Annotated in this window: 24 protein-coding genes; 8 read left to right on the forward strand and 16 right to left on the reverse strand. The window is 40.8% G+C overall.

Features of this window, described 5'->3' with window-relative positions:
• The first annotated feature begins 675 nt into the window (after positions 1–675).
• Positions 676–1,215 carry a gamma carbonic anhydrase family protein gene (locus tag CWC14_RS10390; protein ID WP_008112903.1) on the forward strand — a complete coding sequence of 180 codons (540 nt, stop codon included), beginning with the start codon at positions 676–678 and terminating at the stop codon, positions 1,213–1,215.
• Position 1,216: 1 nt separating this feature from the next.
• Here the strand turns inward: CWC14_RS10390 and CWC14_RS10395 are convergent, their stop codons facing one another.
• Both CWC14_RS10395 and aroE read right to left on the reverse strand, forming a co-directional pair.
• Entirely contained in the window at positions 1,217–1,471 is a 255-nt protein-coding gene (locus CWC14_RS10395) for a DUF1488 family protein (protein ID WP_008467093.1), read from the reverse strand.
• A complete protein-coding gene (gene aroE / locus CWC14_RS10400) occupies positions 1,468–2,292 on the reverse strand; it encodes a shikimate dehydrogenase (protein WP_138562788.1) in 825 nt (274 codons plus the stop codon). The genes CWC14_RS10395 and aroE overlap by 4 nt, the downstream gene beginning before the upstream one ends.
• Positions 2,293–2,344: 52 nt before the next feature.
• Here aroE and CWC14_RS10405 point away from each other — a divergent pair, with 52 nt between their 5' ends.
• On the forward strand, positions 2,345–2,782 hold the full coding sequence (locus CWC14_RS10405; RefSeq protein WP_013463674.1) for a group II truncated hemoglobin: 438 nt from the start codon (positions 2,345–2,347) through the stop codon (positions 2,780–2,782).
• Between the two features lie 102 nt (positions 2,783–2,884).
• A complete protein-coding gene (locus CWC14_RS10410; RefSeq protein ID WP_138562790.1) occupies positions 2,885–4,489 on the forward strand; it encodes a methyl-accepting chemotaxis protein in 1,605 nt (534 codons plus the stop codon).
• 46 nt (positions 4,490–4,535) lie between these two features.
• Here CWC14_RS10410 and hemF read toward each other — a convergent pair whose 3' ends face one another.
• The 6 genes from hemF to CWC14_RS10440 form a co-directional block, all read right to left on the reverse strand.
• The gene (hemF, locus tag CWC14_RS10415) at positions 4,536–5,453 is read right to left on the reverse strand and encodes an oxygen-dependent coproporphyrinogen oxidase (RefSeq protein WP_010392766.1); all 918 of its coding nucleotides are present in this window, start codon (positions 5,451–5,453) and stop codon (positions 4,536–4,538) included.
• Between the two features lie 2 nt (positions 5,454–5,455).
• Positions 5,456–6,019, reverse strand: coding sequence for an L-threonylcarbamoyladenylate synthase type 1 TsaC (gene tsaC / locus CWC14_RS10420; protein WP_138562792.1), 564 nt, complete (start codon positions 6,017–6,019; stop codon positions 5,456–5,458).
• A 23-nt stretch (positions 6,020–6,042) separates the two neighbouring features.
• Positions 6,043–6,618, reverse strand: a complete 576-nt coding sequence (locus tag CWC14_RS10425; protein WP_013463670.1) for a DNA topoisomerase family protein — start codon at positions 6,616–6,618, stop codon at positions 6,043–6,045.
• A gap of 138 nt (positions 6,619–6,756) precedes the next feature.
• Positions 6,757–7,230 carry a DUF494 family protein gene (locus CWC14_RS10430; protein WP_076922773.1) on the reverse strand — a complete coding sequence of 158 codons (474 nt, stop codon included), beginning with the start codon at positions 7,228–7,230 and terminating at the stop codon, positions 6,757–6,759.
• Between the two features lies 1 nt (position 7,231).
• Positions 7,232–8,323 carry a DNA-processing protein DprA gene (gene dprA / locus CWC14_RS10435; RefSeq protein WP_076922772.1) on the reverse strand — a complete coding sequence of 364 codons (1,092 nt, stop codon included), beginning with the start codon at positions 8,321–8,323 and terminating at the stop codon, positions 7,232–7,234.
• A gap of 28 nt (positions 8,324–8,351) precedes the next feature.
• Positions 8,352–9,473 carry a LysM peptidoglycan-binding domain-containing protein gene (locus CWC14_RS10440; protein WP_138562794.1) on the reverse strand — a complete coding sequence of 374 codons (1,122 nt, stop codon included), beginning with the start codon at positions 9,471–9,473 and terminating at the stop codon, positions 8,352–8,354.
• 119 nt (positions 9,474–9,592) lie between these two features.
• On the opposite strand from CWC14_RS10440, the gene def reads away from it, so the two are divergent.
• From def to CWC14_RS10465, 5 genes are all read left to right on the forward strand, one after another.
• Positions 9,593–10,099 carry a peptide deformylase gene (gene def, locus CWC14_RS10445; RefSeq protein WP_013463665.1) on the forward strand — a complete coding sequence of 169 codons (507 nt, stop codon included), beginning with the start codon at positions 9,593–9,595 and terminating at the stop codon, positions 10,097–10,099.
• A gap of 31 nt (positions 10,100–10,130) precedes the next feature.
• On the forward strand, positions 10,131–11,084 hold the full coding sequence (gene fmt, locus CWC14_RS10450) for a methionyl-tRNA formyltransferase (protein WP_138562796.1): 954 nt from the start codon (positions 10,131–10,133) through the stop codon (positions 11,082–11,084).
• Complete coding sequence (rsmB, locus tag CWC14_RS10455) at positions 11,077–12,372, forward strand: 16S rRNA (cytosine(967)-C(5))-methyltransferase RsmB (protein ID WP_138562798.1); 1,296 nt, start codon at positions 11,077–11,079, stop codon at positions 12,370–12,372. Before fmt ends, rsmB begins: the two co-directional genes overlap by 8 nt.
• Before the next feature lie 75 nt (positions 12,373–12,447).
• Entirely contained in the window at positions 12,448–13,824 is a 1,377-nt protein-coding gene (trkA, locus tag CWC14_RS10460) for a Trk system potassium transporter TrkA (protein WP_054202928.1), read from the forward strand.
• Between the two features lie 192 nt (positions 13,825–14,016).
• Positions 14,017–16,167, forward strand: coding sequence for a TonB-dependent siderophore receptor (locus CWC14_RS10465; protein ID WP_249928739.1), 2,151 nt, complete (start codon positions 14,017–14,019; stop codon positions 16,165–16,167).
• A gap of 59 nt (positions 16,168–16,226) precedes the next feature.
• Here the strand turns inward: CWC14_RS10465 and CWC14_RS10470 are convergent, their stop codons facing one another.
• The 8 genes from CWC14_RS10470 to pepQ form a co-directional block, all read right to left on the reverse strand.
• Positions 16,227–16,442: an EF-hand domain-containing protein gene (locus tag CWC14_RS10470; RefSeq protein ID WP_010392739.1), complete on the reverse strand. Its 216-nt coding sequence runs from the start codon at positions 16,440–16,442 to the stop codon at positions 16,227–16,229.
• Positions 16,443–16,506: 64 nt separating this feature from the next.
• On the reverse strand, positions 16,507–16,719 hold the full coding sequence (locus CWC14_RS10475) for an EF-hand domain-containing protein (protein WP_013463660.1): 213 nt from the start codon (positions 16,717–16,719) through the stop codon (positions 16,507–16,509).
• Positions 16,720–16,857: 138 nt separating this feature from the next.
• Complete coding sequence (locus tag CWC14_RS10480) at positions 16,858–17,070, reverse strand: EF-hand domain-containing protein (protein ID WP_013463659.1); 213 nt, start codon at positions 17,068–17,070, stop codon at positions 16,858–16,860.
• A gap of 70 nt (positions 17,071–17,140) precedes the next feature.
• On the reverse strand, positions 17,141–17,353 hold the full coding sequence (locus tag CWC14_RS10485; RefSeq protein WP_013463658.1) for an EF-hand domain-containing protein: 213 nt from the start codon (positions 17,351–17,353) through the stop codon (positions 17,141–17,143).
• A gap of 513 nt (positions 17,354–17,866) precedes the next feature.
• On the reverse strand, positions 17,867–18,529 hold the full coding sequence (locus CWC14_RS10490; RefSeq protein WP_138562800.1) for a flagellar brake domain-containing protein: 663 nt from the start codon (positions 18,527–18,529) through the stop codon (positions 17,867–17,869).
• Between the two features lie 24 nt (positions 18,530–18,553).
• Positions 18,554–20,005 (reverse strand): TrkH family potassium uptake protein, encoded by a 1,452-nt coding sequence (locus tag CWC14_RS10495; RefSeq protein WP_008467072.1) that lies wholly within the window; start codon positions 20,003–20,005, stop codon positions 18,554–18,556.
• A 94-nt stretch (positions 20,006–20,099) separates the two neighbouring features.
• Complete coding sequence (locus tag CWC14_RS10500; protein WP_076920146.1) at positions 20,100–20,714, reverse strand: YigZ family protein; 615 nt, start codon at positions 20,712–20,714, stop codon at positions 20,100–20,102.
• An 80-nt stretch (positions 20,715–20,794) separates the two neighbouring features.
• Positions 20,795–22,117 carry a Xaa-Pro dipeptidase gene (gene pepQ, locus CWC14_RS10505; RefSeq protein WP_010392729.1) on the reverse strand — a complete coding sequence of 441 codons (1,323 nt, stop codon included), beginning with the start codon at positions 22,115–22,117 and terminating at the stop codon, positions 20,795–20,797.
• Between the last annotated feature and the right edge of the window lie 68 nt (positions 22,118–22,185).

The following is a 22,185-nucleotide window of genomic DNA, read 5'->3' on the forward strand; positions in this document are numbered from 1 at the left end:
CAAAGTCCCACGCTCCTCTCGCTTCCCGCTCGAATAGCATGTGTTAGGCCTGCCGCCAGCGTTCAATCTGAGCCATGATCAAACTCTTCAATTAAAAAGTTTTTTGTCATTTCGACAGCTCAATGAATTCTGAATTTATTTAATATCTTTCGATATTGAATTGACTGTGCTGCAATTCCTACCTAAGTAGTTATTGCTGTTGGTCACTCAGTTTCAATTGAGACTCTAAATTTGTTTGCCTCACTACCTAAGTAGCTTGGCTGTTAGAACTCAATCTGTACGAGTGCCCACACAGATGATTGCTTTATATTGTTAAAGAACGTTGCGACGTTGTCGCTAGGGATGCGTATAATACATCCTTTATTTTTCGAGTCAACACTTAATTTTAAACTTTCTTACGATGATTTAAACTTAAGTTTTATTTAACTCTCTGAGTAGCTCCTGCCTCGCTATGCGTTGGCGTTCCCCGTCTCAGTGGGGTCGCATTATAGGGAGAACAGATTTTTACGCAAGTACTTTTTTAAAGAAAAACTAAAAAAACACACTGTTCGGTTAGTATCTGAGCGAAAGCAGGTGAAACTGGTAGTTTTATAATCAATATAGGCTTTGCTGGCACTAAAATAAGCGCTACTGTTACACTAATACTCTTAATATGTTTAATTTAAAGGTGCATATATGGCAATACGTTCTTATAAAGGAATCACTCCTGCGTTTAATGAATCTGTTTATGTAGACGAGTCGTCTGTATTAGTCGGTGATATCACTATAGGTGATGATAGCAGTGTATGGCCGTTAGTTGCTGCCCGCGGTGATGTTAACCATATTCGTATTGGTCAACGTACTAATATACAAGATGGCAGCGTTTTACACTTATCAAGAGCAACAAAGAATAATCCAGACGGCTACCCACTTATTATTGGTGATGATGTAACCGTTGGTCATAAGGTAATGCTGCATGGCTGCGTATTAGGTAATCGCATACTTGTGGGTATGGGCGCCATTATCATGGATAATGTGATTGTAGAAGATGAGGTAATTATTGGTGGCGGTGCTTTAGTGCCCCCTAATAAGCGTTTAGAGTCTGGTTTTTTATATGTAGGTAGCCCAGCAAAACAAGCTCGCCCATTAACAGAGCAAGAGCTGAGCTTTTTAAAAATGTCTGCTGATAATTACGTGCAGCTTAAAGATGAATACTTAGCTGAAGACGCTAGTTAATTTAACTAACTAAACTCACTTCTATTTGACCTGCCGAGTTATAGCATTCATCTTCAATAAGCTGCTCGGCACGTTCTTCATAATCAAAACGGTATTGCTCAAAATAACGCGTTGCATGACTCTCATCGGCTAAATTTAAACTACTGACAGCAATCACACACTCAACTAGCATGCCATTTACTTGTGCAAAAAAAACTAATTGATGAGTTGGCTCTCTAAATTCGAGTCGATCTATAAACTGTATTGCTTGATTCATTTAAGCACTCCCTGCTTTAGTGCAGTAATAACAGGAACAATCTCAGGCATTTTATTTCGCCATACATAATAAGCTTGGGCGGCTTGCCCTACTAGCATGCCACTGCCATCTAATAGCTTAACCGTTTTGTTGTGTTCGCTGACCCAATTCATGAATAGCGTATTTTGCTTGGCGTAAAACATATCATAAGCCATTTCACATGCGCTTAAGTGCTTTTCGCTTAACGCAGGTAATTCGTTACTCATGCTACTTGAGGTTGAATTTATAACCAAGTGATAATCAACTTCAGGAAGGTCGTCAAAACCATACCCCGAAATATTGCCGTATCCAGTAAAGAGCTTTGCCAATGTTTGAGCTTTGTGTGCCGTGCGATTAACCACAACTATCTCTGCAGGATGTTGCTCTAGTAAAGGTAAGATAACTCCTCGAGCAGCGCCACCCGCACCAATGATCAACAGGCGTTTACCTGTTATCGTTATTTTATTGGTCAGTAAGTCGTTAACAAAACCAGTGCCATCAGTGTTATCACCGAGTAAACTGCCATCATCGCGCTTTTTAAGGGTGTTCACTGCGCCTGCCAGTTTAGCAACTGGGGTGAGTTCATCGGCTAAAGCAAAAGCCTGCTCTTTAAAAGGAACAGTGACATTGGCGCCTTTGCCCCCTTGTTCAAAAAAAGTAGCGACTGCTTTTTCAAATCCATCGATAGGTGCTAATATTGCGCGATAGTCGATTTGCTCTCCCAATGACTTAGCAAACTGCTGATGTATGCTGGGAGATTTTGAATGTTTGATTGGATTTCCAAAAACCGCATATTTATCCATTTTAAACAACCTCTTTGCAGTTTTAGTACTGCCTATTAACGATGATAAAACTATGATTAAAAGACTCTTTTCAAGATCAAAGCCGTCTACAACCACTCAAGCGCCTACGCCAGAGAAAACCCCGTATGAAATCATCGGCGGAGAAGCGCCCACGCGTGCAATTGCCAATAGATTCTACGACATAATGGCCAGCGATGAATACGCTAAACCGTTATATGATATGCATCCTCAACCATTAGATAGAATTCGCCAAGTATTTTTTGAGTTTTTATCGGGTTGGCTTGGTGGCCCAGACTTATTTGTAGAAAAACATGGCCATCCAATGCTGCGCAAACGTCATATGCCATTTCCTATTGATCAAGATTTACGTGATCAGTGGATGTATTGCATGAATAAAACCTTAGACATAGAAATTGATAACCCCGTTTTACGCGAAGGTTTACGCCAATCACTGGCACAGCTTGCCAGTCATATGATTAATCAGCATTAATCTATCCCGTTCTTTAATTGGGGATTATTTGCGCTAAGTCAAAACCCGCTTTTCTAAAATAAAGATAATACCCTATTAAATAGTTAGAAAAGCGTGGCGCGTGTGAAATCAATCCAACATAAAATTTATGCTTTATTAGCTCTAACTGGTGTTATTGTATTAATAGCCAGTATTTTTAGTAGTGCTAGCCAGCAGCGCACGCTCGCCCAGGATACGGTGGCAGAAAACATCAAGCTACTTGCCGATAACTATTTTGATTCAATAAACACCATGATGCTAACCGGTACTATGGCTAATCGAGAATTATTGAGCCAAAAGCTTCGTAAACATCCTAATATTGAAGACGCCCACATTATTCGCTCTGACATAGTCAATAAGCTGTATGGACCAGGCAATAAAAACCAAACAGCGAGTAATAATAGCGAACGCGAAGCGCTGCAAGGCAAAGAAAGTTTATTTATAGAGCAAAGCAATAATAATCGCAGTATGACCTATCTTCGCCCTATGTTTGCTAGTACAGACTACAAAGGTACAAACTGCTTAGGCTGCCATCAAGCTCAAGAAGGCGATGTACTAGGTGTGGTAAAAGTTAGCTATTCCTTAGCCGATATTGATAGCGAGGTAACTTACAACACCTTAATAACTACCAGCCTACTGTCTACTATTTTTATTATTGCCTTTGTGCTGCTAGGTATAGTGTTTAGAAGAATATTTATAGTGCGCCTTAAAAAGCTCGGCCATGCAATGCACTTAGCCACTACTAATAAAGATTTAACCTTACGCATTGAAGATAACGCCGAAGATGAACTCGGCTGGCTTGCCACCAGTTTTAACCAAATGATTGCTACGTTTAAAGATAACATTGCTCAGGTATCTCACTCTTCAAAAGTGCTTATTCATTCAGCAGAGAAAATTTATACTTCTGCCGATACTACTGAGCGCGCTATTTTAGAGCAAAAGAAAAGCACCGACTCGGTAGCCGCAGCAATTAATGAGCTAGAAAGCTCATCCAATGAAGTAAGAAACACCACTCATTTTGCTCAAGAAAAATCTGAGAACAGTAATGAGCTAGCACAGCAAAGCATGCAGGTTGCAGAGCAAACCGAACTCAGTATAAATCAACTAGCTGAAGATGTACGCCAAGCGGCAGATCAAGTGAGACAACTGCAAGAGCAAACGCTTGAAGTGGGTAAAGTGCTTGAGGTGATCAGCAGTATCGCCGAGCAAACAAACCTATTAGCACTTAATGCAGCCATTGAAGCTGCCCGTGCAGGTGAAGCAGGCCGAGGGTTTGCCGTTGTTGCTGATGAAGTACGAACTTTAGCAACCCGAACTCATGCCTCTACCGATGAAATACGCCGTACTATAGATAAGTTGCAATCAGAAGCAGCGCAAACAGTTAAAACCATGGGTGAGTCCTGTGCGGAGGCAGACGAAAGGGCGCAACAAGTACAACAAGTTGCACAGGCTTTAAAAGATATTTCTAGCCAAATGAATGAAATAAATGAGCTAAATATACAAATAGCCGATGCAACAGAGCAGCAAAATCTAGCCGCCGAAGAAATAAACAGAAGCGTTGTTGGTATCAGTGATAATGCAGAGCAATCGTTAGTGGATGCCGATGAAAATCAAAAAGTCAGTGAAGAGTTACTCAATTTAGCTCGTTCGTTAGATGAGCAGGTACGCAGTTTTAAACTTAAACAATAATTTTAAAAGCCAGTCAATAAGTAGCTTATTGACTGGCATATCATTCTTAGCCCAGTGCTAACCAATCTCGAGGCTTTAAGAAATCTTTATATAGTAATGCCTCTGCGCTGTCTTCGGCTGGGGTATAGTTATACTCCCAACGGGCTAAAGGTGGCATCGACATTAAAATAGATTCCGTACGGCCACCGCTTTGTAAACCAAACAATGTGCCACGGTCCCAGACTAAATTAAACTCAACATAACGACCACGGCGGTATAATTGGAAGTCGCGCTGCTGCTCGGTGTACTCATCGTTTTTACGACGTTCAATAATAGGAACGTAAGCATCTAAAAAGCCATTACCCACCGATTGCATAAATGCAAAGCTTTGCTCAAAACCTAACTCATTTAAATCGTCAAAAAATAAGCCGCCTACGCCGCGGGTTTCATCACGATGTTTTAAATAAAAGTATTCGTCACACCATTTTTTATATTTTGGATAAACATCATCGCCAAATGGCTGACACACATCGTGCGCAACTTGGTGCCAATGCACTACATCTTCAAGTACAGGGTAAAACGGGGTTAAATCAAAACCACCACCAAACCACCAAATCGGTTCTTCACCTTCTTTTTCGGCAATAAAAAAGCGTACATTGGCATGGCTTGTTGGTATATGTGGGTTTTTAGGATGAATCACTAACGATACACCACACGCATGAAAACTGCGCCCGGCAAGCTCAGGTCTATGTGCAGTGGCAGAGCCCGGCATAGAGGCACCAAATACATGAGAGTAATTAACTCCCCCTTGCTCTATCACATTACCATTGGTGATAACGCGAGTACGACCACCGCCGCCCTCTTCTCGCTGCCAGCTGTCTTCAACAAACTGTGCTTTTCCATCAGCTGCTTCTAAGCCTTGGCAAATGGTATCTTGCAAAGCCATAAAGTACGCTTTTACTTGTTTTAATAATTCGCTTTGCATCGTTAACCTCTGAATACATTGCCTGTCATGGCATCTTTAATGGTACTTGGTTGCGTATTACCACCTAATGGTTCATCAACATAAAAACTAACCTGCTCGGCAAACTGCTGCTGAGCTTCAACAATACTTGTTACCGTTGCTTGGCCGGTTAAATTAGCACTTGTTGATACCAGTGGTTTACCAAACTCTTGGCATAAACGTTTAACTGTAGGGTGGTTAGTTACTCTTACTGCAATAGTATCAAACTGCCCTGTTAACCACTTTGGGGTAGACTTAGCTGCAGGCATCACCCAAGTGAGTGCGCCTGGCCAACTTGAAAAAATATCGGCACGTTTATCCATAGGCAGCTTAGCGTCATCGACGTATTTTAATAATTGCCCGTAATTGTCAGCAATTAAAATAAGCCCTTTTTCAACGGGGCGTTGTTTAATATCAAGTAAACGTTCCACCGCCTGTTGATTGTCAGGATCGCAACCAAGGCCATAAACAGCTTCGGTTGGGTATAAAATAACATCGCCTTGTTCTAAGCTAGTTATTGCAGCAGATAAAGAAGAAAGGTCAGACAAAATTGTCTCCAGAGATATTTACGTTATTCAGTGGCAGCAAACTTATGCATACAGCTTTTTTGTGGGCATTGTAACACAACACCACTCGCGGTTTTTTTCTCAGTAACAACTGGCCAGTCACATACAGGACACGCTTGAGCTACAGGTTTATGATTAAGCGTATATTTACAGCTTGGATAACAGTCGCAAGAATAAAACACTTTCCCAAATTTATTGCTGCGTGAAACCAAGTGGCCTTTTTTACATTTAGGGCAACTAATCACAGGCTCTTCACTTGGTGTATCGTCATGCTCACTGGCAATATAATGACATTCAGGATAACCGGTACAGCCAATAAACATACCGTAGCGGCCATTTTTCACCACCAGCGGCTTGCTACACTCTGGACACTCGCTGTCCTCAAGTATTTTGATTTCATTGCTATCATGATGTGCAAGCGGGCGAATAAAATCGCACTTAGGGTAACTAGCGCAGCCTAAAAAAGGCCCAGATTTACTATTACGAATGACGAGTTCTGAACCACATTGCGGGCATATCTCATATTCTTTTTCTAAGGCGTGTTTATTAGCCGAGAAAAGTGAATGATCGATTTTACTCATGTAAATCCTAGTGGTTGGTGAATTTTCGCCTAATATACCCAAAACCCTTAAAGATACAAGCTATGGCAGTCGGTTTGTTAACGCTGAAAATAATAAAACACGCAATAATGATTACTCACATCATTAGTCGTGAACCTGTTAATGTAACACTTCACTGGGCTCATCAAAAATAAGATCTTCCATTTGCTCATACGCCTGCTGAGAATCAGGGGCGTTAAATAACACCATAAGAGTTAACCATTTTAAATCTTCCAAAGTAATAGCTGAATTATCAAGCGCCGCTAAACGGTCCATCACCATTTCACGAGTGGTGCTATTAATAACGCCCGTTTGTTCAACAAACATTAAAAAGCCGCGACACTCGGTGTCGAGAACTTGGCACTCACTGTCGGTAAAAATACGCACTGCATGTTGTGGAGTGGCTAATAAATAAGGCGACTCATTGCTGTATTGCAATGCGGCAAGTTGATCTAACCAGTCAATGGCTTTGTTAATTTCGGGTTTGTTAAACCCAGCGCGAAGTAACTCATCGGTAAGTGTGCTTTGCTCAACAAATACATCACTTTCACTGTGAACATAGTTTTCAAATAAATACATGAGAATATCAAACATATTATCCTCCAGCGCTTAATTTAATATAGCCGTCTAATACACGTTCAATTTGATCGTCTAACTCTAAATCAAGCAATCGCGCTTGTACTTTATCAATTGGCCACTGTACTCGACGCATAATATCGTCCACACTGGTCACCTCAAAACCAATACTGTTAAGCACCTCGCAATCTGAGGTTACAGCATCAGTTAACTCTTTATAGTTTAGACCAGAAGGGTATGAAAAGTTCATCTCATCAAGAATATCGGCGACGTTCTCAACCAGCTTAGCACCCTGCTTAATTAAAAAATGGCTTGCTTGTGCCAGCGGGTTTTTAATTGAGCCTGGCACCGCAAAAACCTCTTTATTTTGTTCAAGCGCATAACGTACGGTGATCAGTGAGCCACTTTTAATTTCGGCTTCAACAATTAAAACGCCTAAAGAGAGTCCTGAAATAATACGATTACGTCGTGGAAAGTTATGCGCGTTGGCCGCGGTGCCCGGTAAAAACTCACTTACCAATAAACCCTGTGTTAATACTTGCTCTGTAAGTAACTTATGGCGTTTAGGGTAATAAACATCAACCCCAGTCCCTAGTACGGCAATGGTTTTACCATTTCCTGCCAGCGCTCCTTTATGGGCAGCACCATCAATGCCACGCGCCATACCAGAGGTTACTGTTATGCCAGCAAGCGTTAGCTGATGTGCAAATTCTGCAGCAATTTCAAGTCCTGTGGTGGTTGCATTTCGACTGCCAACAATCGCAATTTGTGGAGAAGACAGTAAGCTAATATCGCCTTTACAAAAAAGTAATAATGGCGCACTGGCTATTTGTTTTAAGTGTTCTGGGTAGGTGGTATCAAAAATACTAATAACAATAATATGTTGCTGGCTAATAAGCTGTTCATAATGCGCAACTTGCTGCCAATTTGTATTAAGTAAATTGCTTGCTTGACTCGCTGTTAAGCCCAACATAACCAGCTGGGAATGCGATAAGGAAAACAGCGACTCTAAACTGTGCTGCTTAGAGAGGGCTAATAGTGTTTTTATTCCAAGCCCTTTGCATAAGTAAAAGGCAAGCCAATGGCTTAGCTTGCCAAACGATTGCTCCATGTTCCCTCCTAGAACACCGACTCGCTACTTAATGAATTACTGCCAAATCTCCAATGCGAATTGGGTGCTGATTTTTAGTGATCAGCGCATAACTAACTTTGTCATACACTTTAAAAATAATCATTTCACCAACTTTCTCTGCTGGCATTTTCCAAGTAACGCTATCTTCATCGGTTTCTGAGCCAAATAATTCGCTAGTAGCCGATACCAATTTTTCTAAACGACTTGAATCTTCGGTATAACGCGGGCCTCTGGCACCATCAATCACCTTAGGTGACTGACGTTCAATATCCAGTACATGACCTACTTTAACTTGTTGCTCTGAACCTAAGTTTAGCACCACTACATCCATCGTGCTAAATTCTCTCACCTCGCGCGGAGAGGCAATCACTTGACCCTGCATTGGTTGTTCAGGACGATGCATCTCAAAATATACTGGCAGCATCTGCCCTTCCATTGCAGGTAATAAAAAGTCACCCTGTTTGATCTCACGTTTTACTGATTCAACTCTTACTGAGGCAGGCTCGCCATTGGCCGCATCACCTGTTCTAAATGCACGAGCCATACCCACATAAGATGCTCTACTCGCTAGCTCTTCACCGGTATTAGGGTCAGTATAAGGCGCACCTTTATGATAAATAGCATATGCCTGATGACGTTTTAAGTTACCTTTTACATATAAAATATGGTCAATAGTTTGGGTTTTAGTATTTTCGTTGGCGCCCAAAATATAGGGCTTTTCTTTTATGGTATCGCTGTTAATAGCTTGCTCAAACGACAAATACGGTTTAATTAACGCAAGAGGTAAAGTTGTTATCGCATCTTTCCCTTTTGGCGTAATACGTCCCATAGGTGATAGCTTTCGATACGCTTTATTAATCACTAAACGCGGATTACCGTCTGTATCGTAAATTAATGCTAACGCATCTCCCGGATAAATAAGGTGAGGGTTGTCTATTTGTGGGTTCATTTGCCATAGTTCAGGCCATAACCAAGGTTCGTTTAGATATATAGCTGAGATATCCCAAAGCGTGTCACCTTTTTTCACAACATACTGTTTAGGTGCATCTTTTTTTATAGTTAGTACATCTGCCAGCACAGGAAAAGTTGCACCTAATACAAGTATAATTGCAATTAATGGAGATTTCATTGAGCTTCCTCATAGTGTTTTTTCATTATTATTAACCAAAACCTGTTAAAGGGGAACGTGAATGGCTAAAATAAGAACATACAATACCCTAAATTTAAGCATAAGTGTAAAAGGTAACTATGGCTAGGTTAGAAGTTTTAAGATTTCCAGATGAACGTTTACGTACAATCGCAAAAGAAGTAACTGTTGTTGACGATCAAGTGCGTGAAATTGTCAAAGATATGCTAGAAACTATGTACGATGAAAATGGTATTGGGCTTGCTGCTACACAGGTTGATATTCACCAGCGTATTGTGGTGATCGACGTATCAGAAGAGCGCAATGAACCACTCGTGCTTATCAATCCGCAAATTATCAAAAAAGATGGCTCAACCGTGAGCGAAGAAGGCTGTTTATCAGTTCCTCATTCGTATGCAAAAGTTGACCGTGCAGAAACCGTTACCGTAGCTGCATTGAACGAAGAAGGTAAAGAATTTATTCTTGATGCTGACGAATTATTAGCGATTTGTATTCAGCATGAACTTGATCACCTTCAAGGTAAATTATTTATTGATTATTTATCGCCATTAAAGCGCCAACGCATTCGTAAAAAGCTTGAAAAAGAAGCGAAGTTTGCAGCGCAGTAATAAGCACCTTAGTAAATAATTAGGAAACTCAGTGACACAACCATTACGCATTATATTTGCCGGTACGCCGGACTTTGCTGCACGCCATCTGCAAGCACTCATAAATAGTGAACACCAAATAGTGGGCGTTTACAGTCAACCAGATCGTCCAGCGGGTCGCGGAAAAAAACTAAAAGCCAGTGAAGTAAAAGCGCTTGCATTAGAACATGACCTACCCGTTTTTCAACCGCAATCACTCAAAACAGACGACGCACTTGAAGAGCTAAGCAGCCTCAATGCCGATATCATGATTGTCGTTGCCTACGGTTTAATTTTACCTAAAGCCATTTTAGATGCCCCACGTTTAGGGTGTTTAAATGTACATGGTTCTATTTTACCGCGCTGGCGTGGCGCCGCACCTATTCAACGCGCTATTTGGGCAGGCGATCAGCAAACCGGTGTAACCATAATGCAAATGGATGAAGGGCTAGATACCGGCGATATGCTGCATATTAGCCGCTGCCCTATTGATAATACTGAAACCAGTGCCAGCTTATACACTAAGCTTGCTGAACTCGGGCCTGATGCATTAATCGATACCATAAATCGTTTAGCCAACGGAGAAATAACGCCTGAACCACAAAACGATACCGATGCCAATTACGCTAAAAAGCTCTCAAAAGACGAAGCCAACATTGATTGGTCTATGGATGCCGAGCAAATCGAGCGTAACATTCGTGCCTTTAACCCATGGCCAGTATGCTTTACCCAAATGCGTGGTAATACGGTAAAAATATACCAAGCAAACGTGGTTGAACAATCAGGCGCAGCTGGCACTGTATTAACAAGTGATAAAAACGGTATCGTTGTGGCTTGTGGTAAACACGCTTTATCTATTGGCGAATTACAACCACAAGGCAAAAAGCCAATGGCAATTAATGATTTTTTAAACGGTCGTAGCGACTGGGTCACACCCGGCACCGTATTAGGCGAAAATAATGAGTAATGTAAGCAATGTCAGAGCGCTAGCCGCTGAAACTTTATATAACGTGGTTGATAAAGGCGCATCGCTTAATCAAGAACTCCCTTTCGCTAGCCAAGGCCTATCACCTAAAGATAAAGCCTTACTGCAGCAAATTTGCTACGGAGTATTACGTTACTTACCTAGCCTAGAAAATTATTGCCAGCATCTAGTCGAGCAACCGCTTAAAGGCAAACGTCGTATTTTTCAGTTTTTATTGTATGTGGGCATTTACCAACTACAACACATGCGTGTACCGCCGCATGCAGCAATTAGCGAAACGGTTAATGCGTTACAACAATTGCGCGCTCTTGGCTTAAAAGGGCTTATTAACGCCATTTTACGAAGCTTTCAACGTCAGCAAGTTGAGCTTGAAGAAAAAGCCAAACAAATTCCGGTATGTTTATACAACCATCCAAACTGGTTTATAAAGCAAGTAAAAGAAGCCTATCCAGATCACTGGGAAGACATTCTAGAAGCAAACCAACAGCAAGCGCCAATGTGGCTGCGAGTGAATCAATCGCAGTTTAGCACCCAAGAATATAGCGAAATGCTAACCGCTAACGATATTGAACATACTCTAAACCCTGATTTTATTGATGGCATTAAACTAAGCAAACCACGCGATGTGTTTTCACTTCCTGAGTTTGATACCGGTGCTTGTTCAGTACAAGATGCGGCAGCGCAGCTTGCTGCACGCTATCTAGACCCACAAAATGGTGATGCAATACTCGATGCCTGCGCAGCGCCTGGTGGTAAAACCTGCCATATTTTAGAGCTTGCCGACGCAGATGTGCTTGCGCTTGATAGCGATGCCACTCGCCTAGAACGTGTTAAACAAAACCTAGAACGCATAGGTTTGGGCGCCGACTTACAATGTGGTGATGCATCGCAACCTCACACTTGGTGGGATGAAGAACAGTTTGATCGTATTTTGTTAGATGTACCCTGCTCTGCAACTGGCGTAATTCGTCGTCACCCAGATATTAAATGGTTACGTCGCGCATCCGACATTAACGATTTATCGACCCTCCAAGGCGATATACTCGACAGCATTTGGCCATTGTTAAAGCCAGGCGGTACATTGGTGTATGCAACCTGTTCGGTGCTTCCACAAGAAAACCAACAACAAGTTGCTAAGTTTTTAGCTAATAATGAAGACGCAGAGCATATTCCTTTGCACAGCGAAGACACTAAAACCATACCAGGCTTACAGCTGTTACCAGGTGAAAGTGACGGTTTTTACTACGCTAAATTAGTTAAAAAAGCCTAGGCAACACATTTAGCTACTTCAGTTTAGAGGTAGCTAATACTTTGATGTAATTAGTATTAATAATACGGGTACATAATGAAAATAATCATACTCGGTGCTGGGCAAGTTGGCGGCACACTCGCAGAAAACCTAGTGGGTGAACAAAACGAAATAACCGTAGTTGATATCGACGGTAACCGCTTGCGTGAACTGCAAGATAAATACGATTTACAAGGTGTTGCAGGCCACGGCGCCCACCCTGATGTGTTGAGTCGCGCGGGAGCTGAAGATGCCGATATGATTATCGCCGTAACCAGCTCAGATGAAGTAAACATGGTGGCATGCCAAGTTGCTTACAGTATTTTTAATACGCCAACCAAAATAGCCCGCATTCGCTCTGAGCAGTATTTAAAATACCGTGAAAAACTCTTTCATAATGATGATTTACCGGTCGATCATTACATAGCCCCAGAAGCACTCGTTACTAAATATATTCGCCGTTTGATAGATTACCCTGGTGCATTACAGGTACTACAATTTGCCGACGGCATGCTCTCTTTAGTAGCTGTAAAAGCCTACTATGGCGGTTTATTGGTAGGCTATGCCCTATCTACACTTAAGCAACATATTCCTAATGTAGAAACCCGGGTAGCCGCTATTTACCGTCAAGGCAAGGCAATAAAACCGCAGGGTACTACCGTAATAGAAGCCGACGATGAAGTATTTTTTATTGCCGCCACCAAACATATTCGTGCGGTAATGAACGAGCTACAAAAACTGGAACGCTCGTACAAAAAAATTATGATAGCCGGTGGGGGTAACATTGGTGCTGGCCTAGCCCGTTCACTGGAAAGAAACCACAGCGTTAAATTATTAGAACGCAGTAAAGAGCGCGCAGAGCAACTCTCTGAAATGCTAGACAACACCGTGGTATTTTGTGGTGATGCGTCCGATCAAGAGCTGCTCTCAGAAGAACACATTGAACAAGTTGATGTTTTTATTGCCGTTACTAACGATGATGAAGTGAATATTATGTCGGCCATGCTCGCAAAACGCATGGGGGCACAAAAAACCATGGTGCTTATTCAACGAGGTGCTTACGTTGATTTAGTACAAGGCGGCGAAATAGATATTGCTATTTCACCACAACAAGCGACTATTTCTGCGTTACTTACGCACGTGCGCCGAGGCGACATTGTAAACGTGTATTCACTGCGTAAAGGGGCTGCAGAAGCCATAGAGGCAGTTGCCCATGGTGATGAAAACACATCTAAAGTAGTGGGTCGCGCGATTGCAGATATTAAATTGCCAGCAGGTACCACAATAGGTGCAATTGTACGTAATGACGATGTACTAATTGCCCACGACGACACGATAATTCTATCAGGCGATCATGTAATTATGTTCTTAATTGATAAAAAGCACATTAACGTGGTTGAAAAGTTATTCCAAGTTAGCGCAATCTTTTTATAAGTAATCCCTCCTTTTTATTCACAACGTGCTTGTAAGTAAAAAGGAGAACACTTAAACCTAAATGAAAATCATTATCAAAAGCATTTACTAATAAAGAAAAATCCATTAGTCTCTTCTTGCTCGATTATCAAGCAGCGACATCTACCGATGTGAAAAGTTAATTTCACGTTTTTAAATAAAAATGGATTTCAAATGATACACCTACTCTCAAAGAAAAATTCTCCCGTAACTTATTACACTCTGGTTGGTCTTTTACTTTCAGCAGTTTCAACTCAAACGATCGCCCACACTAGCGAAGATATCGAAAGGTTAACCGTTATTGGAGAGCAAGCGAACGGCTATAAAGTTAATTCTATGAGCTCTGCAACAGGCCTTGAGCTATCACATTTGCAAACACCGCAATCAACGATAGCGATAACAAGCGAATTTATGGCAGACCAACAACTAAACACCGCAATTGAAGCTATAACCAGTGTGACAGGCATAAATGCGCGAGAAGCAGATAATGGCAAGTTTTCTATTTCAGCCCGAGGTATTAGTGTCACCAGCATACTTTATGATGGAATAGCGACCACCTATGACACCCGCTTTAATTATGGAGATAACCTAACCGATACCGCAATTTATGAGCGTATCGAAATAGTTAGAGGAGCAACGGGGCTAATGCTGGGCGCAGGTAACCCTTCGGCAGCAATTAATTTGATACGTAAACGTCCAACTGCAAACACTCAAATAAATCTTACTGCTTCATTAGGCTCATGGGACAACTACCGTGCGATGGTGGATGTGTCGGGAAGCATAAATAATAGTGAAAGTATAAGAGGACGGGCTGTTGTTGCTTATCAAGATAGACACTCATATCAAGATCGCTTTTCGCAAACCAGCCAAACATTGTATGGCATTATTGAGGCAGATCTTTCTAACAGTACTTTATTGACTCTTGCTGTTGATAATCAATCGACAACTCCTAAAGGAACAATGTCAGGTGGTTTGCCTATTTTTTATAGTGATGGCTCCCGCACTGCTTATGATAGAGGTGCTTCAACGGCTCAAGATTGGGCCTCTTCTCGAACCGATGCACTTAATGCGTTTATTCGCCTAGAGCATTACTTTAACGCTAACTGGCAGCTAACCGCTAATTATGTCTATGGTGATAACGACCTAGACTATGATGTGTTTTGGGTAAAAGGAGAGCCCGATCCTATAAACAACACTGGAATGAAACCCGGTTCCATAAACTATATTGATGCAAACAGAACGCAGGATACCTATGAGGTCGAACTCAATGGTCGGTTTAATTGGCTGGGCCAAAGTCACCAACTGCTATTTGGTTATAATACCCAAGAGCAACAGTTTTCGACCCCTTATTATGCTAGCCAACAAAGTGACTATATTATCGGCGATTTCACTGACTCTAGTTATAGCATTGCAAAACCAAATTGGCAGTCAGAAGCGGCTTACGGCTCTTATGGCACAACTAAACAAGATGCACTTTATGTTGCTGCACAACTAAATATAACCGATGCCTTGTCTTTAATTGTTGGAAGCCGGTTAAATCAATGGCAAACCAATCAAGGTAATTTTGGTCGCATGCATGATTATAAAATAAGTGATGAACTAACTAATTATTTTGGAGCAACTTATGAACTAACACAGAGTTGGGCTTTGTATGCTAATTACACTGATATTTTTACACCACAAAGTCGAGTTGATAAAAATGGAGATTATTTAAGCCCTATTAAAGGTAAGAATTATGAACTTGGCATAAAAGCTTCTGTACTTGATGAACGTTTAGACATATCCCTTTCTGGATTTAAAATTTATCAAGATAATGTGGGCGAGTACACGGGCGATACCATTGTAGAAACACTTCAGGCCATCTACAAGCCCATTAACGGCACATTAACTCAAGGCTACGAGCTAGAAATCAACGGAAAATTAACCGATAACTGGAACGCTTATTTTGGCTATACCCATAGTAAAGGCGAAAAACCGGATAATACGGTATTAAATACCACCAACCCAAACGATCAATTTAAACTTTTTACTAGCTATCAACTCTCAGGTGCATTAGACAATCTAAAATTGGGTGGAGGCTATCGCTGGCAAAGCAACAGCTATGACGAAGTTAAAAACCCTGTTTATGGCGCTGTTGAGGTAAACCAGCCTAGCTATGGTATTGCAAGCCTAATGGCAGATTATCAAATGAATGAGCAGTTATCTGTTAGTCTAAATATCGATAACTTATTTGATAAGCATTATTACAGTCAAATTGGGTTCTATAACCAATATCGTTATGGTAAGCCAAGAAGCTTCTCTCTCCAACTTAAATATAGCCTCTAACAAGCACAAAAAAGCCGCTGACTATTAAGCGGCTTTAGTGGAGTATGATGGGTTAATACTTATTGTACTCTTGCAAACTCTTCTTTAGAAAGTTCACCATTTCCGTCAGTATCTAAGTCATCAAAAATATTCATGAGTTGTTTATTAGACGCAGCTTCCTGCTGACTAATTACACCGTCGCCATTGCTATCAAAAGAGGCAAAGTCTACTGCTGCGTATGCCGCTGATGATGACGCTAATACTAAAATCGCAAGTGTTGTGTTTAATGCTTTCATAATAAGTCTCCTTAAAGAGGGAAATCCTTTTCTGAGATCCCTGTGCAATGAAAAAAGTTAAAAATTAAAAGTTTGCAAACTCAGCTTTAGAAAGCTCACCATTACCGTCAGTATCAAGCTCAGTAAATGCGGCCGTTAAATCAGCGTTTACAGCGGCTTCGCTTTGACTAATAGCACCGTTACCATCAGTATCAAGCATGTCAAAGTCGCTTGCTGCAAAAGCAGCTGATGAAGAAGCTAGCGCGATAAGTGCAAATGTTTTATGTAATGTTTTCATAATTTAATCCTTCAAAATGTAATGCAATGGTCTATCAAAAAATTGTGTCTGGCTATCACGGTCCTTGTTATTCTCTTTCATAGGCTTCCTTGCCTATTTAGGTTGTCTTTGGCAACTCAGAATATACTTAGCCTTGTCTTATGCTTTCGAAAATTCTTCTTTTGATAGCTCACCGTTTTGGTCAGTATCAAGCTCTGAGAACATGCTCATTAATTTTGCATCAACCGATGCTTCGCTTTGGCTAATAGCACCGTTGCCGTCGGTATCTAGTGTGTCGAAGTCGCTCGCTGCAAAGGCAGCTGATGAAGAAGCAAGAGCGATAAGTGCAAATGTTTTGTGTAATGTTTTCATAATGAGTATTCCTTAAAATCGTTTAAATAATGAGGGAGCTTTTAACTCCCAAAACTTTAATAGCTTAGGGTTATGCTTTAGAGAACTCTTGTTTTGATAACTCACCGTTTTGGTCAGTATCAAGCTCTGAAAACATGCTCATTAATTTTGCATCAACCGATGCTTCGCTTTGACTGATTGCGCCGTTGCCGTCAACGTCTAGCGTATCAAAGTCGCTTGCTGCAAAAGCGGCTGATGAAGAAGCTAATGCGATAAGTGCTAAAGTTTTATTAATGCTTTTCATAATCTATCTTCCTTCAAAGTTTATGTTTTATGCGATTAAGTGTTTTACTTTAAATCACGTTTCGTTCAATACAGCCTGACTATTACAACTTCGATGCCAAAAATATAAAAACCATAATTTTCAATAAATTAACCAGCAACTAGCTGAAAATGGCGCTATTTAACTCGTTATTTTGTTGCTTTTTAGCAACAGTAGATAAGGCAATAAAATTAAAACAATAAAAATCAAAGAGTTGAGTTTAAGGAAAACCCCACACAGTCGGTGAGCAACCGCTAAAAAAGAGGATTAAATAAACAAAAAGGAAGGTGGGTTGAGTTTAATTTTGTTATAAACAAAAAAATTAGAATAAAAAAAATATTTAACTAATTGTTTTTAATGAATTTATAAAATAAATTTGAAATGGCTTTTAAAAATAACAACAACACATGGCTATTTGTTGCAAAAGAGCGAAAATGTTAGAGCTTGTTGATATTTTAGAATTGTAAAATGGTCAGCGTCGAAAGATAACAGGTCTTATACAATTTCAACTTCAAGTGCATTAGGGTCAATGAAGTGATCCCCCATCAGGGCTTTCATTTGCTCTTCACTGGCAAATAATCGAATTCCGCAATATATGCCCTTAGCATGTTTTTTCACACTGCATATTTGCCCTTCGTGCTTTGTATCTTCATCAAACACTACGATGCAACGCATATCTTTAATGTCGTCAATTTCTTGGGTTGTTTTAATATCAAACATAACACCCGTTAACGAAATGTCTTTTATAACCCCTTCAAAGGGAGGCTGCTCATCGGTTAATGTTAACTTAGCAGGAAACAACGTGGGTATGCGTGCTTGTGAGCGAAGCCCAAATAACTGTACTTGTGAAGGATAGTCGATAAACAATAACTTAGCCGGGTGAGATGCTACAGACATAAGCTGCTGACGAAACGCAATCACATGCCCGCCACTGCCCTCTATAAGCGCTCTTACCACCACCATAACACCATCACGCAGGTAATCACTTGCCATAGGAAGTCGCTTAGCGTTGGGATAGTTTAAAATAATAAATTTGTTTTCTAATAAACCAATAAACTCCGTTTTTACACGTCGGCTACTGGTTGGTGTCAGTATTTCTAAATCAACTATGCCACCCGTGACGATTTGGTTTAACTTTTCCAAATTGGTTTTTCGCATATTTCCTTCCTGATATTTATAACGTTATCCACGCCAAAATGTTGGGGTAAATAATACTAACAGTGTAAATATCTCTAACCGACCGAATACCATAGCGACTGTTAGTATCCATTTAGCGGCATCACTAATCGCACCATAATGAGAGGCTACGTCACCCAAACCTGGGCCCAAGTTATTAAGGCAGGCTGCTGTCGCAGAGAATGCGGTAATGTTGTCTAACCCTGTGCCCATTAACGCTAACATAATAATAATAAAGACTAGTGCATAAGCCGAGAAAAAACCCCATACCGCTTCAACTACTTTATCTGGTAGCGCCTTTCGTCCTAACTTTATAGAGTATATAGCTCGAGGGTGCACTAAGCGGTTTAGCTCTCGCACCCCTTGTAGATAAAGTAAAAACACGCGCACTACTTTCATACCGCCACCGGTAGAACCCGCACAGCCACCAATAAAACTAGAGAATATTAATAAAATAGGTAAAAACAAAGGCCAAGCAGAAAAGTTATCTGTGGCAAATCCTGCGGTGCTGCTTATAGATACAGCTTGAAACAATGCCTGATCGAGGGTTTCATCGCCATTGGCATAAACATCGTGAGATGAAAGTACCGTGAAACAAATCACCACCAGCGCGAGCTGAATACATAGAAACACTTTGAATTCAGGGTCACGAATGTAGACACTAATATTACGACTCGCTACAGCAGCATAATGCAGAGAAAAGTTAATGGCTGCGATAATTAAAAAGAACACACAAATAAAGTTAATTACTGGGCTATCAAAGTGCCCCATTGACGCGTCATAAGTAGAAAAACCACCAATAGCAACTGTAGAAAAGGCATGGCATATAGCGTCAAACCAGTTCATCCCTGCGCTCCAATACGCCAAAGTACACGCAAGAGTAATAGATACGTAAATATACCAAAGGTGCTTAGCTGTATCGGCAATACGCGGGGTCATTTTGGAGTCTTTTACTGGGCCAGGAATTTCAGCTCGGTACAACTGCATACCACCGACGCCAAGCATTGGCAGTATGGCTACTGCTAATACAATGATCCCCATCCCACCAAACCACTGTAATTGCTGGCGATAAAATAATACCGATTTAGGCAAGTATTCTATGCCAGTTAATACGGTCGCCCCTGTGGTAGTTAAGCCTGAGAAAGCTTCAAACACTGCATCGGCCAAAGAGAGGTTGGGTTCTTGTAAAAATATCAGCGGCAATGACGCAAACGCCCCTAGTACCAACCAAAACAAAACCACAATTAAGAAGCCTTCGCGTGCTTTTAAATCACCATGCTCATGCCTATTTGGATAGTAAGCCATTAAGCCAATAATAACGCTAAATATAAAGGCTAAAACAAACGGTACACCTCCGCCATCTTTATAAATTAAAGACACGAGTGCTGGTGGCACCATTGTAATACTAAATAGCGCGACCAGTTGGCCAAGAATTTTTATGATGGTACGAAATTGCATTGAGCGTATCGCTTTTTTATTAGTAAATTAAAATAACTACTGTATGACTCGAAAATTTAATCTGTAGTGATTAAATAGGATGGATGTAAGACTATTACTCTTTGATTGTTAACTCAACTGCGCCGTGACTTAAATCAAAAATATCTTTGCATGCTTGCTGTGCTTGGCGACTATCAATAGTAATACTCCACTCAATATTTGCCGTAAACTGCTTTTCAATATTAAGTACCTGAAAGTTGGTTTTTAAGTGCTGTTCTATTGCGCCTTGCATACTGTATTCACTAAAGCCAACCAGCTCAATGCTGGGTACTTTTACCACTGTTTGTAATTTTGCTAAGGCATTATTAAGTGAGCCACCATAAGCACGAACTAATCCACCGGTACCAAGCTTTATACCACCAAAATATCGTGTTACCACAGCAGTTACTTCACCTAGACCAGAGCCCACCAGCACGTTGAGCATAGGTTTACCGGCGGTGCCATTTGGCTCTCCATCGTCAGAAAAACCATAAACATGGCTTCCACCAGGATTACCCGCAACATGCGCCCAACAATTATGGCGTGCATCACTGTATTTTTCTTCAATGTTTTTAATAAAGGCTTTCGCAGAGTTTAAATCAGGCGTGTGGCCTATATGCACAATAAAGGTACTTTTTTTAATTTCTTCTTGATGAAAAACATCGTCGGCTGGGTATTTATATTCTGACATAGCGCTTACTTGGCTGTTAAATTAAAAATGGGGCCAACAGGCCCCTTTCGTGAATAATATAAACTGTTACTAGTTAAATATTAGTCGAGTAATAAATCACGCGTCATATTTTCTAGGCTGTCTTCGTGAACAATAATATTATCTTCAATACGAATGCCGCCAAATGGTTTAAACGCTTCTACTTTTTCCCAGTTAATAAACTGCTTGTTGTCTGTTTGTGCTAAATCACCCAACAAAGAGTCGATAAAGTACAAACCTGGCTCAATAGTAAACACTTGGTTTTTCTCAATTAAGCGAGTGCAGCGTAAAAATGGATGACCCTCTGGTGGTGCCTGATGTGCACCGGTTTCATCACGCATAAAGCCACCTACATCATGTACCTGTGCACCTAAATGATGCCCTAAGCCATGAGGAAAGAAGGTTGAGGTAATTTGACGTTCAACAATTTCAGCTGCAGGTAACTTAACAATATCAAAGTCACTTAGTAACTGTGCAATGCGGTTATGGCAGTCAATATGTAGCTCGCCATACAGTACACCTGGTTTTAAGCTTTTGCCTAACTCAATCTGATGCGCCGTCATTGCTTTAACTAGATCAGCAAACTCGCCTTGCTTTTTAAAGTCGTAGGTACGGGTAATATCTGCAGCATAACCATTAAAGTTAGCGCCCGCATCAATTAAAAATGAGTTATGTGTTTGCGGTGCTTTTGGCTCAAAATGGGTGTAGTGCAAAATAGCGCAGTTTTCGTTAAGGGCCACAATGTTGCCATATGGCATCTCATTTTCGCTCTGACGCGTTGCCATTAAGTACGCCTGCTGAATATCAAACTCGCTACCACCATTAAAAAACGCATCACGCGCCGCTTTGTGGCCATCTACTGCAATACGGTTCGCATTACGTAAACATTCAAGTTCATATTGCGTTTTATAAGCACGGTGATAATGAATATAGTTAAGTACTGGCTCAGGATTCATGATGCTAAAACCAAGTGCTTGGGCTACTTCTAGGTATTCACCAATGTAGGCAAATTTAGCTTTATCGTAAGGAAGTAGTTTTTCAACCTGATCAGGCTTTAGTAGCAATTCAATATCGAAGTACTCTGCCCAAAAATCTCTTGGTTCATCAGGTACTTTATGCCAAAAATCAATTGGACGATAAAAAATAAGCTTTGGCTTATCGCTACCATTTACTACAATCCAGCAATGCGGATTATCAATAACCGGTAACCACGCTTTAAAATGGGGGTTAACTTTAAACGGGTAATACATATCATCTAAAAATTGGCGCTTAGCTTGGCCTGAATGAATGACTAATCCTTCTAACCCTTCTTGCTCACAAATAGTACGTGTACGCTGCTGCAATGTTGCAATATGTTCGGCGTATAATACGGCTAATTTTTCCATAATAAACCCATCTGTTAAATTTAACTTGCTCTGAGTCTACCACTTATAAACAAAGCGCTCAAAAAAGA

Origin of the sequence: Pseudoalteromonas sp. S3260 (assembly GCF_005886925.1) — a bacterium.
Classification (GTDB): Bacteria; Pseudomonadota; Gammaproteobacteria; order Enterobacterales; family Alteromonadaceae; genus Pseudoalteromonas; species Pseudoalteromonas tetraodonis.

Coding starts and splice junctions, on each gene's coding strand:
- CWC14_RS10490 (WP_138562800.1), bottom strand. CDS start 18,529: ATGCGAAAAACCAATTTGGAAAAGTTAAACCAAATCGTCACGGGTGGC.
- dprA (WP_076922772.1), bottom strand. CDS start 8,323: ATGGAGCAATCGTTTGGCAAGCTAAGCCATTGGCTTGCCTTTTACTTA.
- CWC14_RS10500 (WP_076920146.1), bottom strand. CDS start 20,714: ATGTCAGAATATAAATACCCAGCCGACGATGTTTTTCATCAAGAAGAA.
- CWC14_RS10430 (WP_076922773.1), bottom strand. CDS start 7,230: ATGTTTGATATTCTCATGTATTTATTTGAAAACTATGTTCACAGTGAA.
- CWC14_RS10440 (WP_138562794.1), bottom strand. CDS start 9,473: ATGAAATCTCCATTAATTGCAATTATACTTGTATTAGGTGCAACTTTT.
- CWC14_RS10425 (WP_013463670.1), bottom strand. CDS start 6,618: ATGAGTAAAATCGATCATTCACTTTTCTCGGCTAATAAACACGCCTTA.
- CWC14_RS10475 (WP_013463660.1), bottom strand. CDS start 16,719: ATGAAAACATTACATAAAACATTTGCACTTATCGCGCTAGCTTCTTCA.
- CWC14_RS10390 (WP_008112903.1), top strand. CDS start 676: ATGGCAATACGTTCTTATAAAGGAATCACTCCTGCGTTTAATGAATCT.
- pepQ (WP_010392729.1), bottom strand. CDS start 22,117: ATGGAAAAATTAGCCGTATTATACGCCGAACATATTGCAACATTGCAG.
- trkA (WP_054202928.1), top strand. CDS start 12,448: ATGAAAATAATCATACTCGGTGCTGGGCAAGTTGGCGGCACACTCGCA.
- CWC14_RS10395 (WP_008467093.1), bottom strand. CDS start 1,471: ATGAATCAAGCAATACAGTTTATAGATCGACTCGAATTTAGAGAGCCA.
- CWC14_RS10495 (WP_008467072.1), bottom strand. CDS start 20,005: ATGCAATTTCGTACCATCATAAAAATTCTTGGCCAACTGGTCGCGCTA.
- aroE (WP_138562788.1), bottom strand. CDS start 2,292: ATGGATAAATATGCGGTTTTTGGAAATCCAATCAAACATTCAAAATCT.
- CWC14_RS10480 (WP_013463659.1), bottom strand. CDS start 17,070: ATGAAAACATTACACAAAACATTTGCACTTATCGCTCTTGCTTCTTCA.
- def (WP_013463665.1), top strand. CDS start 9,593: ATGGCTAGGTTAGAAGTTTTAAGATTTCCAGATGAACGTTTACGTACA.
- CWC14_RS10465 (WP_249928739.1), top strand. CDS start 14,017: ATGATACACCTACTCTCAAAGAAAAATTCTCCCGTAACTTATTACACT.
- CWC14_RS10470 (WP_010392739.1), bottom strand. CDS start 16,442: ATGAAAGCATTAAACACAACACTTGCGATTTTAGTATTAGCGTCATCA.
- CWC14_RS10405 (WP_013463674.1), top strand. CDS start 2,345: ATGATTAAAAGACTCTTTTCAAGATCAAAGCCGTCTACAACCACTCAA.
- CWC14_RS10485 (WP_013463658.1), bottom strand. CDS start 17,353: ATGAAAAGCATTAATAAAACTTTAGCACTTATCGCATTAGCTTCTTCA.
- hemF (WP_010392766.1), bottom strand. CDS start 5,453: ATGCAAAGCGAATTATTAAAACAAGTAAAAGCGTACTTTATGGCTTTG.
- rsmB (WP_138562798.1), top strand. CDS start 11,077: ATGAGTAATGTAAGCAATGTCAGAGCGCTAGCCGCTGAAACTTTATAT.